Raw genomic sequence first — 16,761 nt, 5'->3', positions numbered from 1 at the left:
TACGTCCGTGGAGCACTGAACAATGGCGAAGGTAGCGGCAAGCCCGCCCTAGCGACAACACAAGCAACCACTGATCAGCGGCTGATCGGGGTCGTTTTCAAGAAATGTAACCATAACCTCCATGCCCGTCCGCAGGGGCGCGACTTCACACCCCCAATCGGAGGGTCCCGTCAGCCAACACCGACTCTTGTCATCAAATCTGTCGTCGCGGTCCCAAGGGAACTTGACCTTGATCCTTGCCAAGCACCCATCACTCTGGATCTCTTCGTCTTGCAGGGCGATGACAACAGCCGTCTGGTCGCTTGGCACCCGAGGCTTCTTGTGGGCCAACGACGGACGATAGGACACATTCCATGGAAGAACGATAAAGCGGTTGCGGTAACCCTGATGGAAGTCACCTTCATGCGCAGCGTTGCCACCGGCGACATCCTCATTCAATACCTGTGGTTGCCGACCTTCGTGGATGACCTGGGTCAGTAGCCATAGGGCGTTCCACTCCTGGCGCGGATGACCCGAGATTTCCAGCACATGGCCGCTGGCTAAGCGAGTCTGGTCACTCTGCCCTTCGGCTTGACGATAAGCCGCATGGCGACGCTCCATAGTGCGAAGACGTCTCTGCTCGCCGTGCTCATGACTGGTGAAACGCTCCAGCCTGTCATCGTCTTCAATGTCCAGGTGTTGCTCGACATCATCGTTGCGGTGCGAGTCACGACGGGGGAGCTGCCCCAGACGCAGGTTGATGCGCTTGATCAGCGGCTCGTTGGTCACCGTATCGCGCGCTTGCCCATAAGCAGTGGGCTGTCCGATCCCGGGGAAAATCGCCTGGTCATCGCCAAACACCAGCACGTGGCCTTGAACGCTGTGTTGGAAGTGAAAGTGGATACCCTCCTCTTCGCACAAGCGCTGGATAAAGTGCAAATCCGTTTCGCCGTACTGGGTACAGTACTCACGCTCTGGGTAGGTCGCCCCCAGGCGAAACCGATAGGCATCGCCCAGAATGCCGTGCTCTTCCAGGATCAAGGCGACGATTCTCGGCACCGAGAACTGTTGATAGATCCTCTGGTTGATGCGGTGCCGCAAGTAGGACAGGTGCGGTACGAGGGCCAGGCTGTAATGTGTCAAACCCGGGCCATGACCGCTTTGTGCGATGTGGTAGACCCGTCCATGAATGCCGTTGCCCGTAGCGCCCAACGTCAGAAAAGCCTCTTTGTTGAAAAGGCTTGCAAGATCCAGGTCAGACCGTTCGCTAACACACTCCACGTTGAAGAGGTAAGGCCTGCTGATTCCCTCTTCTCCAGTGAATGCGAGCACTTGAACATCGTGCTCAAAACCGTTGATGGTCAAACTGAACTGCGTTTGATTGGCTGGGCTGAACATCCACTGTTCTCTTTTTACATAGGGCGGCGCAATGGACCGGAAGACACCGGACTGATGAGTTGACAGGTATTGGCTAACCAGCCCTGCGCCCTGTATATCGGCGTTTACGTCTTACTTTCCAGACATGCAAATCAAAGCCGGATCACACGCCACTCTTCACTTTGGTCCAGATCCGCGTGCGGATGCGCTCCAGCTTCAATGGCAGGGGTTCAAGTGGAATAAGTGTCGCGATCGTCTTTTTGTCTGGATAAATCCAGGGATTGTCTCGCAGCTTCTGCTCGACAAACTCGGCGGCATCCTTATTTGCGTTAGGGTATAGCGTGTGGTTTGAGGTCTTGGCGATAATTTCCGGTCGCAACATATAATTGATGAACGCCATGCCTTCCTTGGGATGAGGCGCATCTTTTAGCAAAACCAGATTCTCCGACCAGGACAACGCGCCTTCGCGGGGAAGACTGTAGGTAATCTTGCGTCCCGTATTGGCCTTCTCGTTGATGGCCTGTGCCGCCAGGGCACCATTGGCCCATCCCACCACTGCACAAATATTGCCGTCAGCCAGGTCGGCGTCGATTCTGGACGAGTCGAAATAAAGGACATAAGGCCGGATCTTCAACAGCAGCGCTTGAGCTTTCTGGTAATCATCCGGGTTCTTGCTGTTGCTGGGGAGTCCAAGGTAATTCAAGGCAATCGAAATGATCTCGCTTGGCGAATCAAGCATTGCCACGCCACACGACTGTAGCTTACTGATATTTTCTTCTTTGAAGATCAGATCCCAGCTATTTACCGGAGCATTATCACCCAATGCCGCTCTGACTTTGTCAACGTCATAACCAATGCCGGTAGTGCCCCACAAATAGGGTACCGCATAGCGGTTACCAGGATCATTGACCGCGAGTTGGGCCAGGATGTCAGGGTCGATATGTGAAAAGTTACTCAGCTGATGACGATCCAAAGGCTGGAGAACGCCCGCCTGGATCAGGCTTGGCAACACATTGGAAGTCGCCACGACCACGTCATATCCGGTGCGCCCGGCCATGACCTTACTCTGCATGATTTCAGCGCTGTCGAACGCATCCATATGCACGCTCGTACCAGTTTCCTGCTCAAACTCCTTTGGCGTCTCCGGCGCAAGCAACCCGAACCAGTTATACAGATAGATCCCGGGCTCTACAGCCGCCACTGAAGTGCTTATCCCTGCACAGAGAAGCGAGGCCGAAAAAATGGTTCGCAAATGTGACTTTCTCATGCAACATCCTTGTCAAGACGATATGCCCTCATGGCCATCGTAAACCCTGGCAGCGAATATACCGGGTGTTACCGAATAGTAAATACCTACGAATACTTACCTTTGACCTGCTAATTCCTAACCCTAAAGGGGTAGAAAATGCCGTTTGACCTCCATAGCCTGGCTTGGCATCGATCGATTGGGAAGCTGATCATGCAGCTGAATCGCCCAGATTTCTGGAGTTCACTGGTTCGCACATTAAATGAATATGTACAGATCGATAATTGGGTTGTATTGATTTTCAGCAATCAACACGTGCAGGTCGTCAGCCTTCCTGAGGTCGCCGATGCGGAAGAAGTCGACGCATTCACTCATCGCTATGTGAAAGGTCTTTACTTGCTGGATCCGTTTTATATAGCCAATCGGGAAAACCCACAAAGTGGCTTCTTCCACCTATTGGACATTGCACCGGAATACTTTCTTGAAACCGAGTATTACCATCAATATTTTGCCCAATACATCTCCATGGATGAGGCCCAGTACAATGTCCAACTCGACCCCGACCGAACGTTATGCATGTCCATCGGCAGCAAAGTCCGCTTTAGCCAAGAGCAAATAACCATCCTTGATGTTATCAAGCCGTGGGTGATTGCATTGATGCATCAGCGCATGGGTTTTGAAATTGATGTAGAGAAGACACTGAGCGAGCCGCCGCTGTGGCCAGAAACGGTCAATCAACTTGGCACACAAATTACCGCACGCGAAAGTGACGTACTCCGTTTATTACTCAGCGGTTTCTCCAACAAAGAAATAGCTGGAAAGCTGTCCCTCTCGGCGGAGACCATAAAAGTTCACCGCCGCAACATCTACGCAAAGTTAAACATCAAGTCACAATCTGAACTCTTTGCTCGATTTTTCATGCCAAAACAGAATATTTCTCTCCCCATTGAAGAAGGCAGGCCAGCACGCTGAGTGGCGCGGTCATGCGCCTGCAAGCATCAGGTCCAGATTCTGCACCGCCGCGCCAGCGGCGCCCTTCCCAAGGTTGTCAAACACCGCAGCCAGCAAAACCTGCCCGGTCTCATCGTTCTCGAACACCGACAAGCGCAAATCATCTGTGCCGTTAAGCGCTTGGGGATCGAGGAACGTCAACTCCTTAGCTTCCTGCATCGACATCACGTGTACATGGCCCGCATCGGCGTAGTGCCGGGCCAGACACGCATGCAACTGCACCGCGCTCACGCCAGGCGCCAACAAGCGGGTCTGCACAGGTATGGTCAGCGCGATTCCCTGCCGAAAAGCGCCATAGGCCGGCACAAACATCGGCCGCTCCGTCAGCCCGCTTTGCTGCTGAATCTCCGGAACATGCTTGTGCGCCAGCCCCAGCCCATAGACCTGAAACGCCGGCGCCGGCAATGCGCCCTCCCCCTCATACTCTTGTACGCCGGCACGCCCTTTTCCGGAATAGCCCGACACGGCGTAAATATTCATCGGGTAGTCCGTGGGCAGTAGCCCAGCCTCCAGCAGTGGGCGTAGCAGCCCTATCGCTCCCGTGGGATAGCAACCGGGGTTGCTGACCCGCCGCGCCGTGGCGATTCGTCTGGCCTGCTGCGAGTTCATCTGCGCGAAACCGTAGACCCAGTCTGGATGGGTACGGTGCGCGGAACTTGCATCGATCACGCGGACAGCTGGGTTTTTGATGCTCGCTACCGCATCGCGCGCGGCCGGGTCGGGCAGGCAAAGCATTGCGATGTCGCAGTCGTTGATGGCTTCAGCGCGGCGTTGCGGATCCTTGCGATAGTCGGCGCTGAGGGTGAGCAGCCGCAGATCGCTCCGGTCGCGCAGACGTTGATGGATTTGCAACCCGGTGGTGCCTTGGTCGCCATCGATGAATACAAGGGGACTTGCCATGGCATGCTCTCGAACATTGAAAATCAGGAGTTCCAATGTTCAGCGACGCGCTAAGATAGGAAAAGTTGAATTTATTAACGCTGGAATTCAGTTTTTCTGAACAAGGGCTCCTATGCGGGAAATCAGTCTGGACCGACTGCGTACGTTGGTGGCGATTGCCGACCTGGGATCGTTTGCCGAAGCCGCGCGTGTGCTGCATCTTGCGCCACCCACTGTCAGCCTGCATATCGCCGACCTGGAGTCGCGGGTGGGTGGCAAGCTCTTGTCGCGCACACGTGGGCGCGTTCAGCCTTCAGCAATAGGGAACACCCTGGTGGAGCGCGCGCGGCGCCTGTTGGCGGATGCGGAACAGGCGCTAGAGGACGTGGAGCGTCAGGTACAGGGCTTGGCCGGACGTGTGCGGCTTGGCGCCTCCACCGGGGCCATCGCACAGTTGCTGCCGAACGCTTTGGACACGTTGAGCCAACGCCACCCCGCGATCGATGTGCAGGTCGCGGTGCTCACCTCCCAGGAAACCTTGAAGAAGCTTGCCGAGGGCTCCTTGGAGATCGGTCTGGTCGCGCTGCCGCAGTCGCCGGTGAAGGGCTTGCGGATCGAGCCGTGGCGACGGGACCCGGTCATGGCCTTCTTGCCGGCTCGCTGGGAATGCCCGGATACCGTGACACCCGGTTGGCTGTCCGCTCAGCCGTTGATTTTGAATGACACCACCACTCGCCTTTCACGCTTGACGTCGGAGTGGTTCGCCAGTGACGGCCGGCAACCGGTGCCGCGCATTCAACTGAACTACAACGATGCGATCAAAAGCCTGGTGGCGGCGGGATATGGTGCGACATTGTTGCCCCATGAGGCCTCCACGCCATTGCCCGATACCCGGATCGTCATGCGGCCATTAAAGCCCTTGTTGTGGCGTCAACTGGGTATCGCCCACCGCAGTCTGGACATCGAGCGGCCTACGCAACATGTACTGGATGTGTTGTGGGAGTTGAGCGCGCAGTGATGCCCCCCAAATGCTTCGAACTTTGCCGTCGCCAAAGAGACTACCTGAGAGTGCCAGTACCACCGGTGGTCGTGGTGCCACATAACCCTCAAAGCAGCCTTTAGTGACAGAATCCCCAATCGACCGTTTCGGAGACCCCCATGCTTCGCGTATTTGAACAAAGGCTCGACCCTTTCCCGCCCGACGAGGTACCGCCACCGCCCGAAGGCCTGGCTCGGTTTCTCTGGGCCTGCACACGGGGGGCCCGCGGTTACATCCTCGCGTTTGCGCTGCTCAGCGCCGGTGTGTCGATCTATGAAGCCTGGCTGTTTTCCTTCCTCGGCCAGGTCGTGGACCTGCTCTCGACCTGGCAGGCCGGCGGTGAGGCGGCGGCGCAGGAAAGTCGCGTGCTGTGGGGCATGGGCCTCGTCATGCTGGCCAGCATCGGGCTGGTAGCGTTGCGTACCATGGTGCAGCACCAGGTATTGGCGATCAATCTGCCGTTGCGGCTGCGCTGGGACTTCCACCGCCTGATGCTGCGGCAAAGCCTGTCGTTTTTTTCCGACGAGTTCTCTGGCCGGGTCACCACCAAGGTGATGCAGACTGCGCTGGCCGTGCGTGACGTGCTGTTCACCCTGATCGAGATCGCCCCCGGAATCGGCGTGTATTTCATCGCCATCATCGCATTGGCCGGTGGCTTCGCCCTGAAACTGATGCTGCCTTTCGTGGCCTGGATCGTGCTGTTCGGGCTGGCCATGCTCTACTTCGTGCCCCGCCTGGGGAAAGTCGGACAGGAACAGGCCAATGCGCGCTCTTCGATGACCGGACGTATCTCGGACGCCTACACCAACATCACGACCGTGAAGCTGTTCTCCCACTCCAATCGTGAAGCGCACTTCGCGCGCGCGGCCATGGAGGATTTCAAACAGACCGGCTTTCGCCAGATGCGTCTGGTCAGCCAATTCGAGATCGTCAACCAGGCGTTGGTGGTGGGGTTGATCATGGCGGCAGGCGGTTATGCCCTCTGGCTGTGGCACCAGGGCGACGTCGGTGCCGGTGCCGTGGCGGCGATCACCGCCATGGCGTTGCGTATCAACGGCATGTCGCACTGGATCATGTGGCAAATGACCTCGCTGTTCGAGAGCATCGGCACCGTGCAGGATGGCATGGCCACCCTTACCCGCGGCCCCAAGGTGCAGGATGCGCCGGACGCGGGGGTGCTGGTGACTTCCGGCGGAGCGGTCACCTTCGACAATGTGAGCTTCAACTACAATGGCGAACGCCAGGTGCTCAATGGCTTGAGCCTGAACATTCGCCCGGGCGAGAAAATCGGCCTGGTGGGCCGCTCCGGCGCGGGCAAATCTACGCTCATCAACTTGCTGCTGCGCTTCTATGATGTCGACAGCGGACAGATCCGCATTGACGGGCAAGATATCGCGCAGGTGACGCAGGACAGCCTGCGCAGCGCCATCGGCATGGTCACCCAGGATACGTCCCTGCTGCACCGCTCCATTCGCGACAACATCGCCTATGGCCGCCCCGATGCGAGCGACGCACAAATCCGCCGTGCCGCGGCCAATGCCCAGGCCGATGAGTTCATCAGCCAACTGAGCGACCGCCAGGGCCACACCGGCTACGACACCTTGGTCGGCGAGCGCGGCATCAAGCTGTCGGGCGGCCAGCGCCAGCGCGTCGCGATTGCCCGAGTGATGCTCAAGAACGCCCCGATCCTGCTCCTTGACGAGGCGACCAGCGCGCTGGATTCGGAAGTCGAAGTGGCCATCCAGGAAAGCCTCGATGAAATGATGCAGGGTAAAACCGTCATCGCCATCGCCCATCGGCTGTCCACGATTGCGGCGATGGATCGACTGATTGTCATGGACGATGGACGCATCATCGAACAGGGCACCCACAGCGAATTGCTCGCCAAGAACGGCATCTATGCGCGGCTGTGGCACCATCAGAGTGGCGGGTTCCTGGGTGAGGACCGGTGGGTGGGCGAGGCGATGGATCAGGTATGAGCGTGGATGGCCCGGGGGGCAACGCTCCCTTCACCCCGATGGTCCCAGCCGATGACTGGCACCAGTGCCATAATCCCTCCCCGCTCATGCCAGAGACGGATCAATGACCACCGAACGCTACGACCAGCTCGCCATCTTCGCCGCCGTCGCCCAGGAGCGCAGCTTCACCCGCGCAGCGGCCAAGCTGGGCATGTCGCAACCGGCGCTGAGCCGGGCGATGCGTCAGTTGGAGGAGCGGCTGGGGGTCAGGCTGCTCTCGCGCACCACGCGAAGTGTCGCCCCGACCGAAGCCGGTGAACACCTGCTGCGGGTGGTCGCGCCGCGATTCGAAGAGATCGATAACGAGATGGCGATGCTCAGTGAGTTTCGCGATAAGCCAGCGGGTAAGTTGCGCATCACTGCCGGTGAACACTCTGCGATCACGATCTTGCAATCCGTTCTCGCCAGGCTGCTGCCAAACAATCCAGATCTCAATATCGAAATCATCGTCGACTACGGTTTCACCGATATCGTCGCGGAGGGTTTCGACGCCGGTGTCCGGCTGGGCCCACAGGTCGCCAAGGACATGATCGCCATGCGTATCGGCCCTGATATGCGCATGGCGGTTGTGGGCTCGCCAGCGTATTTCGCCCGATACCCCAAGCCAGTCATCCCTGACGACCTCACGGCGCACAATTGCATCAACCTGCGCATGCCGACCCATGGCGGCCTTTACATCTGGGAGTTCGAGAAAAACGGACAGGAAGTGAACGTCCGAGTGGAAGGCCAGTTGGTGTTCAATACCATCGCGATGCGCCTGGAGGCGGCCCTCCAAGGGTTGGGGCTGGCCTACATGCCGGAGGACCAGGTGCAAGACGCTGTCGCGCAAGGCCGGTTGATTCGGGTGCTGGAAGATTGGTGCGAGCCGTTTTCCGGCTACCACCTCTACTATCCCAGTCGCCGCCAAAGTTCACCGGCCTTTACGCTGCTGCGCGAAGCCTTGCGCTACGTGGGTTGATTGGCCTGGACGGTGTCCAACGCTTCACTGGCACGCTTGGCCGCGGCGGCGTCGCCCTGCTCGTCCAGTAGCTGGATCAGTTGCCGCAGCTGTGCAGCGCTCAAGCCGACTCGCAGGCTGGCGGCCAGGTGCGAGCGCAGTTGCGACTCCACGCCGGGAGTGACCGCCAGCGCGGCGACTGTCGCCAGCTCGCGGCTTTGCCAGTCCAGGTTGTCACGCTCGAAAATGTCGCCAAACAGGTGCGTCTGCAAGTACTGGTTGATGACCGGGACGAAGTCGAACAACGGCCCCTGGACGGGCGCACCGGCAATGCGCGTCTGATTGGCCGTGCCCGCCGCCAGCAACGCGTCGCCGGTAGGAATCAGTCGAGCAGGCTCGCGCCCCGGGTCGTCCTGGACGCCGCGTTGCTTGCGCGCCTCCACCACTTTCATCAATTCGCCGAGGGCGTTGAGGCTGCGGGGAAAGCCACTGTAAGCGTAAAGCTGCACCAGGACTTCCTTCACCTCGCTGACGGTAAGGCCGGCATCCAGCCCTCGATTCAAAGCAGTGTTGAGACCAGGCATATTGCTCGTCGCCATGGCGGCGGCAATCAGCGGGATGGCTTGCTGCTTGGCCGACAGGGTTTGCGAAACCGCCACCGTATCCGGCCTGGCCGTAGACGTTCCAGCGGCGCCGTACTGTTCTTCGCTGACCTTCTCCATCCACTCCACGCTCTTGCCCTCCACCGTCCCAGTGACGGCCAGGTGAGTCATGGCGCTCGTCGGCGCAGCACCATGCCAATGCTTGACGCCTGGCGGGCAAACGATGACATCGCCCGGACGGATCTGCTGCACGGGCTTGCCCCACTCCTGCGTCAGGCCGACACCGGAAATCACCACCAAGCGTTGACCGGCGGGATGGGTATGCCAAGCCGAGCGCGCACCCGGTTCGAAGCTGACGTAGGCGCCGGAGGCGCTCACTTCATCGGTAGCCGGGAACAACGGATCGACCCGCACTCGCCCGGTGAAATAGTCCGCCGGGCCTGCGACCGAAGCCTGGCTGCCGGCCCGGCTGATCTGCTGCGAAGTCCGGGATTCATTGGCAGTACCTCCTGCTCCCCAGGCATCGGCAAAGGGAGCCGCAGCGCACACCGCGAGACCTATCAGGGTATTTTTCATGGCAAAGTGTTCCTTCAAGTCAGAGCGTCCTGGCGTAAAACGCGGTCAGTTGGTCCATGGCGATGTCCACATAAGCCGGCACCCAATAGGTTTCGATATGAGTAGCACCGGCGATGGTGAACAGTTTTTTGTCCTGGGTTCCGCTCGCCTTGGCAAAGGCTTGCTGCGACATATACAGGCTGTCGGCGTTGCTGCCGGCGATCATCAACAAGGGTTTGTCGATCAGCTCGATCTGGTCCGTGGCATCGAAGCTCATCAGGTCCAAGAGGCTGCTTTGGGTGTAGCGAAAGGTCGAATTGGGGTGGGCGTGAGTCTTGCCGTAGTACTCGAAACCCTGGCGATACAGATCAAACGGCAGCTTGGCGATCTGTTCATCGGTCAGTTTGGCGTCGCCGACGTAGAGAATTTCTTCACCGGCCGCTTCTTGGGCGCGGGCCGCCGATGCCTGCTGCAAACGCGCCTGAACGGTAGACAGCTGCGAGTCCTGGTAGCCGTTGCGGCGAACCAGCCCAGAGTTGAACATGCTCAAGGTCGCGATCGACTGGAAGCGCTTATCGGTTCGCGCTGCCGCCAGTGAATAACCGCCGCCGCCGCAGATGCCGAGCAGGCCCAGGCGTGTGTTGTCGGCCCCTGGATAACCGGCGATGAAGTCCGCCATCCCATGAATATCTTCGATGCGATGCGCAGGCTTGTCGACGTTGCGAGGCTCACCGCCACTGGCCCCTTGATAGGCCGCGTCGGCGGTGATCGTAATGTAGCCCTGGTCGGCCAAGCGCTGGGCATAGAGACCTGCGACCTGCTCCTTCACGCCACCGTTGGGGTGCGCGACGATTACGACCGGATACTTCTTCGCTGCGTCATAATTGGCTGGCGTGTAGACGTTGGCGGCGATATCCAGGCCGTTGAGCTTGTAACTCACCGGATGGATGTTGACCTTGCCCGGTTCGTTCTCCGTCAACGCGCCACCGTAGGTCAAGGTGAAGGGGTTGTGCTTGTAGTCCGCCGCTCCGGCACCGGACATCCCGATCATGGCGGCCATGAAGGTGGCCTTCAATGTGGTTCGCATCGATGAATACTCCTGACAATAGGTGTGAGGACGGCGCGGAGGAGGTTCAATCGAGGTTTTTTTCAGCCAGGAATGTCGAAACCAGGTCCGCGATCTCGAGGTTGTTCAAGTCCGAAAACGGAAAATGGCTATTGCCCTTGATACCGATCTCCGGCAAATGGACCAGCCTGACGTCACCCCCATGGCGGTTCACGGTGTCGCGCCACACGCGCGCCATTTCAAGGCGCGCACGCCAGCTGTCCTGGGCCGGCAAGCGCACAGGTTGGTCGGGGATGTTGTCACCGTAGAAAATGATGATGGGGAGGCGGGTCAGCGCCTTGAACTGCTCCTGCGAAACGGCCTGACCCGAGAGCGTGTCGAAGGCGCTGGGAATCGGCGCAGGCACTTCCCCCTCTGGAAACACGAAGCCGCTGCCCGGCTCGAATGCCACGATGGCCCGCACGTTCGGGCTTTTGATCGCTGCCAACCAGCCGGGCCCGCCGCCCTGGGAATGGGTGAACAAAATGGCCGGCCCGGTTTTCCCCAACAGCGCGGCAACGCCGTTGGATACGACATCAGCGTCATAGGCCCCGGTGTTGGGGGTCATGGAACGAAAAAACTGCTCCTGCGCCGCCTGCCCGCGTGGGAACTGACTGCCCTCGAAGACCTTGGGCCAAAGGCCGATGCGAAACTGGTTGAACCACAGTTGCTCATCCGGCACAGGCTTGATCGTCGCTTCAACCAGACTGCGTCCCGCATCGCCACGGCGCGGTTGGTCGATCAGGTAGGTAGAGAATCCGCGACGCAGGAAAATATTCTGAAAGCCTTCACGACCATCGGCCGTCGTTTCCCAGGACTTCGCCGACTGCCCGGCGCCATGAAGCATGAGAATCGGCAGTGGACGGCTATCGACCGGAACCTGATAGAACGCATACAGGTGGTCACCATGTAGGGTTTGACCATCGGCCTGGGCTGGACGGTAGGGATCAAAAATACCTGGCTGGGAGATCTGCCCGCCGCCGGCCGTCAGGCTTCCCTGTTCCTTGATGACCAGGGGTGGACGTTCCGCGCCATTGACCAGCGTCGTGGTGCACAACGCCAAATAAAGGATGCCCGCCTTCGCGACGACGGGCAGTCTTGGAGGGATCAAACGCTTAGTCATGGGCTTCCCTATCGATTGAATCGCAGAGAAGCAAATTACCCTTGCCGCATTAATCGATAAACCATGCCAGTTACATAGCACTCATATCGCAATCGCATAAATACAACTGGATAACGCGACTTACCTTTTCTCAACCAATCGCAGTGACTGTGCACCCTCCAGTGATAGGTGAATCACAGCAGCCCTGCTCGGGAAGTTCGGCGCGTCGTCATCAGTGTTCTCCATCACAGGAATGTCGATCAGGGTCTGCTCACCCGTCGGGTCGCTGACCAGCTTTGCATCCAGTTTGTCGATGGCACGCCAGCTGTCGCCCCCGATGCGCATCACGTCCAACAGGCTGTAGTGCGGCACGCCTTCTTCGTTCTCTTCGGGCGTAAAGGCCGCCAGGTATTGGCTGTAGTTGTTGCCCATACCGAAACCCTCGATGGTGAAGACCGCGAGGGTGACCTGGCTGTCCTCGCCAGTGTCCAGCGTCTGCACCAGCGTTGCTTCCGGGTAGCCGGTGGCATAGCTGTCCTTGATGAGCGCCACCAAGTGCCCGATCTGAGCCTCCAGGGCTTTCGGAACGGGTTTCGATTCAGCGGCGTGAGTCAGGGTGCAGGTGAAAAACAAAGCAGCGGTCAGCAGGCGCAATTTCATGAAAGTGAATGTCCAGGGGCGTCGGGAGGTCTGCGCGCAATGGTAGCGGTTGGCAAGGGATTTGGTAGCCCAGTGTCGATAGGTTTTGTGGTGGGGTGCACAACCTTGCTCGCCAAAGCGGTGGATCAGTACGCATTGAGGTTGGATGCACTGCCGCCATCGCGAGCAAGCTCGCTCCCACAGTGGATTTGCGGTGCTGCACGGGACTTGAAACCTATGCAGGACCCTTGTGGGAGCGAGCTTGCTCGCGAGAGCGGAATGTCAGGCGACATGGATGTTTAATGGGCTGGCCTCATCGCGAGCAGGCTCGCTCCCACAGTGGATTTGCGGTGCTGCACAGTATTTGAAACCTATGCAGGACCCTTGTGGGAGCGAGCTTGCTCGCGAGAGCGGAATGTCAGGCGACATGGATGTTGAATGGGCTGGCCTGATCGCGAGCAAGCTCGCTCCCACAGTGGATTTGGGGTGCTGCACGGTACTTGAAACCTATGCAGGCCCCTTGTGGGAGCGAGCTTGCTCGCGAGAGCGGAATGTCAGGCGACATGGATGTTGAATGGGCTGGCCTGATCGCGAGCAAGCTCGCTCCCACAGTGGATTTGGGGTGCTGCACGGTACTTGAAACCTATGCAGGACCCTTGTGGGAGCGAGCTTGCTCGCGATAGCGGAATGTCAGGCGACATGGATGTTTAATGGGCTGGCCTCATCGCGAGCAGGCTCGCTCCCACAGTGGATTTGCGGTGGTGCACAGTATTTGAAACCTATGCAGGACCCTTGTGGGAGCGGGCTTGCTCGCGAAAGCGGTGGGTCAGTTCGCAATCGATGCTGGATGCTTCAAGTCATCGATGCACTGGCAGCAGCCTGCGCAAATCCCCGCCGCAAGTCCTCGATCAACACCTCGACATCCTCCAACCCCACATGCAAGCGCACCACCGGATTCAATGCCCGATCCTCGGCACGTTGCCGATCCTGGGTGTCGGCAACGGTCACCAGGCTCTCGAATCCCCCCCAGGACGCGCCCAACCCAAACACCTGCAACGCGTCGATGAATCGCTCCAGGTAAGCGTCGTCGTGTTCGCGAAGTTCAAAGGACAGCAACCCATTGCTGCCGTTGAAATCCCGCTGCCACAACCCGTGGCCGGGATGCTCGGGCAGCGCGGGATGGAAGACCCGCTTCACCTGCGGTTGCGCCTGCAGCCAATGGGCGATTTCCAGGGCCTGGCGCTCATGGGTGTCCAGGCGTGGCACGAGGGTGCGCGCGCCACGCAGGACCAGGTAGGCGTCGTCGGGGCTGACGGTGTTGCCGAAGGTGTCGCTCATGGCCGCCAGTGCCGGCCAAGCCTCCTGACGCGTGCACACGCTGCCCATGACCACGTCGCTGTGGCCGCTCAGGTATTTGGTCAGGGCCATGATCGAGATGTCGGCGCCTAATGCCAGTGGCCGGTACAACACGCCCGCCCCCCAAGTATTGTCCACCGCCAGCAAGATGCCGCGCGGCTTGCAGAGTGCGGCGATGGCCGGCAAGTCGCAGAGCTCGTACAGCAAGGAACCGGGCACTTCGGTGTAGACCATTTTGGTGTTGGCCTGCAACCGTCCGGGCAGGTCGCTGCCGTCGGGGGCGAAGTAGTCGACTTCTATGCCGAAGGCCTCGAGGAAGTCCCGGGCCACACGCCGTACCGGGGCATACACCGCATCGGTGATCAGCACATGATCGCCAGGCCGCAGGTAGGCCAGGAAGGTTTGCGCCACGGCAGCCAACCCGGTGCCAAACAGCCGCGTGCGGTAGCCACCCTCCAATTCAGTGACGAGGTCTTCCAGGGCGAAGGCCGTCGGATTCCCCCGGGCGCCATAACTCAGGACTCGCTCGCTGTCGCGCCGGGCACGGGCGTCACGCATCTGGGCCAGGTTGTCGAACAGCACCGTGCTCAGGCGGCTGACCGGTACGTTGACGGGCCTGGCACCGACGCCCTTTGCAGTGCGCGCACCATGGACCAGATGGGTCCGCAGCCGTTCAGCGACAGTGCTTTGAGGCTTTCCCTGCAATGGCTTGAGGCTGGCGATCTCCTCCTCGCTCATTTGCGCCAGCAGACCGATTTCCCACGCCAGGTATTGGCGCGCCGCATCCTTGTTGCCAGCGTGACGGTCGTGGGTGAAAAACAGGAAATCGATGCACTGTGCATCCGGCAATGTATCGGCGCCCTCTTGCAGCGCCAGGTCCGCCGAGCGCCAGGCATCCGGACCGCCGTCCAGCAAACGGACCTCCGCTTGAGGCAGCTCCAGTGCCGCCAGGGCGGCGAGTCGGGCGTCATCGGCCACCAGCACCAGCGGCCGCTGCTCACCCGCCAGTGCACGGGCCAATAACGGCCGGATCGACCAACGCGCCCCGGCGATATGACCTTTGCGATAGGCCCGGCTCGAACGCAGGTCGATCAAGACCACTGCGTCATCCTTCAGGGCATCGGCCAAGGCCTGCACGCTGATCAGCGGCAGCTTCTCAGGCGCGACGCCGGCTGGAGCCGGTAACGCCAGGCCACTGCTCAACCCACCGGACAACACGAAGGCCCCGTGCCCCAGCTGCCGCAGCCAACTGGCGATGATCGGTGCGCGTACGCCGTCGTTGTCGAACAGCACCACCCGCGCCTGGCGCACGCCCACGTACAGATCGGTGGATTGAATCAACTGCCCGCCCGGCGTGTGTTGCGCACCCGACAACGTGCCAGCGGCAAACTCCTCGGCGGTGCGCACGTCGCAGAGGAACAGACTGCGCCCGGCGTCCGCGGCCCACTGCTCGACCTGGGCAACCCCAACGACAGGCGCTCCGGCCCGCTCGGCCAGCTGTGTCGCCGCCAAGCGTTGCCCCGGCAACGTGCTGCTCGACACCTCATCGGCATAACGACGCTCGCTGCCGTGTTCCAGTTGAAGATCTTCCAGGTGCCAGCCTTGCGTACCGTTTTCCAGGGCATAGATCGGGTTTTTCAAACCCAGGTCGATCAACGTCTGGGCGCCAATGATGCTGCGGGTCCGGCCGGCGCAATTGACCACGATGGGGGTCTGCTCGTCCGGCACCAGGTCGTGCACGCGGTAGCCCAGTTCGCCGTTGGGGCAACAGATCGAACCGGGAATGGTCATCTTGCGATACTCCTCCAACGGTCGGCCGTCGAGGATCACCAGCGGCTCACCCCGGGCCTGCCACTGCGCCAGTTGGCGGGCGCTGACGTGAGGCGTGTGACGGACCGCCTCCACCTGCTCGCCAAAGGCCTTGGACGGCACGTGCACACCAGCAAACAGCTGATAGCCGGCGGCCTGCCAGCCATCGGCGCCGCCCTCCAGGATGTGCACATTGACATAGCCCAACGCTTGCAGGCGTTGCGCCGCACGGGCCGCCAGATCCCCGCCATCCTGATCATGGAGCACCAACCGCACCTGGAGGTTCGGCGCCAGCCGCCGCACTTCCAACTCCAAACGGCTATAGGGCAGGTTCACCCCGAAAAACAGATGGGCTTCGCCATATTGGCCGTGCTCACGCACATCAAACAGGGCGATTTCCTGCCCGTCGAACAACCACCGCTGCAGTTGCTGGGGAGTTAGGGTCTGGCTCATGGGAGTCCCGCTGGAAAAATGGAGTGACTGGAACGCAAGGTTGGCGTCAGTGGGCATAGGCCTTGATCGACGGGGCCATTTGCGAGGCGTTGTAATTGAGGATGCGCCCGTCGGCTTCGACGCCGTAACGGCCATTGAGTGACTCCAGCGGCAAGCCATAGAGATGGAAATGCAGGGTCGGTTGCTCGCCTGCGACCCGAATGCCATGCAGGTCCTCACCCAGGAACGCGATGGATGTACCGGGCTGCACGATCACCTCTTTTCCCAGGTGCAAGGTGGTGTATCCCGGTTCGCGACCTTCGTCATCGCGTTGATAGACGTAGTTGATTTCCTGGCCTTCAATGGCGCTGATGATGGCCCAGGTCTCGTGGTTGTGGGGGATGGTGCTTTTGCCAGGTAGCAGCGAGTTCAGGTACAGCGTCGGGGTGTCGCCGTCGTCATTGAGGCGATAGCGAAACGCGGTGCTGCCCTGCCCCGGCTCCGGTGCCGGAAAGGCCTCGAAGTTGAACAGGTCGCGGCGCTCGGCCAGGGCTTCCAGCAGCACGACAATCTGCTTGAGCGCGGCTCGGTCGACGCCTCGCTGGTGAATGACGCGCACTTCCTTGAGGAAGTCCTCGATGATATCGGCACGGTCAGGGGTGGTCATGGCAGGCT

At 60.0% G+C, this 16,761-nt stretch carries 13 protein-coding genes; 4 read left to right on the top strand and 9 right to left on the bottom strand.

Going from position 1 to position 16,761, the window contains the following annotated elements:
- Positions 1-48: 48 nt before the first annotated feature.
- A complete protein-coding gene (gene tssI, locus AO356_RS24110; protein ID WP_060741901.1) occupies positions 49-1,377 on the bottom strand; it encodes a type VI secretion system tip protein TssI/VgrG in 1,329 nt (442 codons plus the stop codon).
- A 142-nt stretch (positions 1,378-1,519) separates the two neighbouring features.
- Positions 1,520-2,623 (bottom strand): polyamine ABC transporter substrate-binding protein, encoded by a 1,104-nt coding sequence (locus tag AO356_RS24105; protein WP_060741900.1) that lies wholly within the window; start codon positions 2,621-2,623, stop codon positions 1,520-1,522.
- Between the two features lie 138 nt (positions 2,624-2,761).
- On the opposite strand from AO356_RS24105, the gene AO356_RS24100 reads away from it, so the two are divergent.
- Complete coding sequence (locus AO356_RS24100) at positions 2,762-3,574, top strand: response regulator transcription factor (protein ID WP_060741899.1); 813 nt, start codon at positions 2,762-2,764, stop codon at positions 3,572-3,574.
- Between the two features lie 9 nt (positions 3,575-3,583).
- Here AO356_RS24100 and argC read toward each other — a convergent pair whose 3' ends face one another.
- Positions 3,584-4,513 carry an N-acetyl-gamma-glutamyl-phosphate reductase gene (gene argC, locus AO356_RS24095; protein ID WP_060741898.1) on the bottom strand — a complete coding sequence of 310 codons (930 nt, stop codon included), beginning with the start codon at positions 4,511-4,513 and terminating at the stop codon, positions 3,584-3,586.
- Positions 4,514-4,625: 112 nt separating this feature from the next.
- On the opposite strand from argC, the gene AO356_RS24090 reads away from it, so the two are divergent.
- The 3 genes from AO356_RS24090 to AO356_RS24080 all read left to right on the top strand — a co-directional run bounded on the left by AO356_RS24090 (position 4,626) and on the right by AO356_RS24080 (position 8,507).
- On the top strand, positions 4,626-5,510 hold the full coding sequence (locus tag AO356_RS24090) for a LysR family transcriptional regulator (protein ID WP_060741897.1): 885 nt from the start codon (positions 4,626-4,628) through the stop codon (positions 5,508-5,510).
- A 140-nt stretch (positions 5,511-5,650) separates the two neighbouring features.
- A complete protein-coding gene (locus tag AO356_RS24085; RefSeq protein WP_060741896.1) occupies positions 5,651-7,510 on the top strand; it encodes an ABC transporter ATP-binding protein in 1,860 nt (619 codons plus the stop codon).
- Between the two features lie 103 nt (positions 7,511-7,613).
- Entirely contained in the window at positions 7,614-8,507 is an 894-nt protein-coding gene (locus AO356_RS24080; protein WP_060741895.1) for a LysR family transcriptional regulator, read from the top strand.
- Here the strand turns inward: AO356_RS24080 and AO356_RS24075 are convergent.
- From AO356_RS24075 to AO356_RS24050, 6 genes are all read right to left on the bottom strand, one after another.
- Positions 8,495-9,664: a cupin domain-containing carboxymuconolactone decarboxylase family protein gene (locus AO356_RS24075; protein ID WP_060741894.1), complete on the bottom strand. Its 1,170-nt coding sequence runs from the start codon at positions 9,662-9,664 to the stop codon at positions 8,495-8,497. The two genes, AO356_RS24080 and AO356_RS24075, sit on opposite strands and share 13 nt — an antisense overlap.
- Before the next feature lie 19 nt (positions 9,665-9,683).
- Positions 9,684-10,730: an alpha/beta hydrolase gene (locus tag AO356_RS24070; protein WP_060741893.1), complete on the bottom strand. Its 1,047-nt coding sequence runs from the start codon at positions 10,728-10,730 to the stop codon at positions 9,684-9,686.
- A 46-nt stretch (positions 10,731-10,776) separates the two neighbouring features.
- Complete coding sequence (locus AO356_RS24065; RefSeq protein WP_060741892.1) at positions 10,777-11,871, bottom strand: alpha/beta hydrolase; 1,095 nt, start codon at positions 11,869-11,871, stop codon at positions 10,777-10,779.
- A 120-nt stretch (positions 11,872-11,991) separates the two neighbouring features.
- A complete protein-coding gene (locus tag AO356_RS24060; protein ID WP_060741891.1) occupies positions 11,992-12,510 on the bottom strand; it encodes a hypothetical protein in 519 nt (172 codons plus the stop codon).
- A gap of 831 nt (positions 12,511-13,341) precedes the next feature.
- Positions 13,342-16,107, bottom strand: coding sequence for a cystathionine beta-lyase (gene metC / locus AO356_RS24055; RefSeq protein ID WP_060741890.1), 2,766 nt, complete (start codon positions 16,105-16,107; stop codon positions 13,342-13,344).
- A 46-nt stretch (positions 16,108-16,153) separates the two neighbouring features.
- Entirely contained in the window at positions 16,154-16,753 is a 600-nt protein-coding gene (locus tag AO356_RS24050) for a hypothetical protein (RefSeq protein WP_060741889.1), read from the bottom strand.
- Positions 16,754-16,761 lie beyond the last annotated feature (8 nt).

This window comes from Pseudomonas fluorescens (assembly GCF_001307275.1).
Lineage (GTDB): Bacteria > Pseudomonadota > Gammaproteobacteria > Pseudomonadales > Pseudomonadaceae > Aquipseudomonas > Aquipseudomonas fluorescens_AA.
This window is presented reverse-complemented; position numbering and strand designations above follow the sequence as displayed.

What these genes read in the sequence shown, in the direction of transcription:
- tssI (WP_060741901.1), bottom strand. Translation starts at nt 1,377, where the DNA reads ATGTTCAGCCCAGCCAATCAAACGCAGTTCAGTTTGACCATCAACGGT.
- AO356_RS24105 (WP_060741900.1), bottom strand. Translation starts at nt 2,623, where the DNA reads ATGAGAAAGTCACATTTGCGAACCATTTTTTCGGCCTCGCTTCTCTGT.
- AO356_RS24100 (WP_060741899.1), top strand. Translation starts at nt 2,762, where the DNA reads ATGCCGTTTGACCTCCATAGCCTGGCTTGGCATCGATCGATTGGGAAG.
- argC (WP_060741898.1), bottom strand. Translation starts at nt 4,513, where the DNA reads ATGGCAAGTCCCCTTGTATTCATCGATGGCGACCAAGGCACCACCGGG.
- AO356_RS24090 (WP_060741897.1), top strand. Translation starts at nt 4,626, where the DNA reads ATGCGGGAAATCAGTCTGGACCGACTGCGTACGTTGGTGGCGATTGCC.
- AO356_RS24085 (WP_060741896.1), top strand. Translation starts at nt 5,651, where the DNA reads ATGCTTCGCGTATTTGAACAAAGGCTCGACCCTTTCCCGCCCGACGAG.
- AO356_RS24080 (WP_060741895.1), top strand. Translation starts at nt 7,614, where the DNA reads ATGACCACCGAACGCTACGACCAGCTCGCCATCTTCGCCGCCGTCGCC.
- AO356_RS24075 (WP_060741894.1), bottom strand. Translation starts at nt 9,664, where the DNA reads ATGAAAAATACCCTGATAGGTCTCGCGGTGTGCGCTGCGGCTCCCTTT.
- AO356_RS24070 (WP_060741893.1), bottom strand. Translation starts at nt 10,730, where the DNA reads ATGCGAACCACATTGAAGGCCACCTTCATGGCCGCCATGATCGGGATG.
- AO356_RS24065 (WP_060741892.1), bottom strand. Translation starts at nt 11,871, where the DNA reads ATGACTAAGCGTTTGATCCCTCCAAGACTGCCCGTCGTCGCGAAGGCG.
- AO356_RS24060 (WP_060741891.1), bottom strand. Translation starts at nt 12,510, where the DNA reads ATGAAATTGCGCCTGCTGACCGCTGCTTTGTTTTTCACCTGCACCCTG.
- metC (WP_060741890.1), bottom strand. Translation starts at nt 16,107, where the DNA reads ATGAGCCAGACCCTAACTCCCCAGCAACTGCAGCGGTGGTTGTTCGAC.
- AO356_RS24050 (WP_060741889.1), bottom strand. Translation starts at nt 16,753, where the DNA reads ATGACCACCCCTGACCGTGCCGATATCATCGAGGACTTCCTCAAGGAA.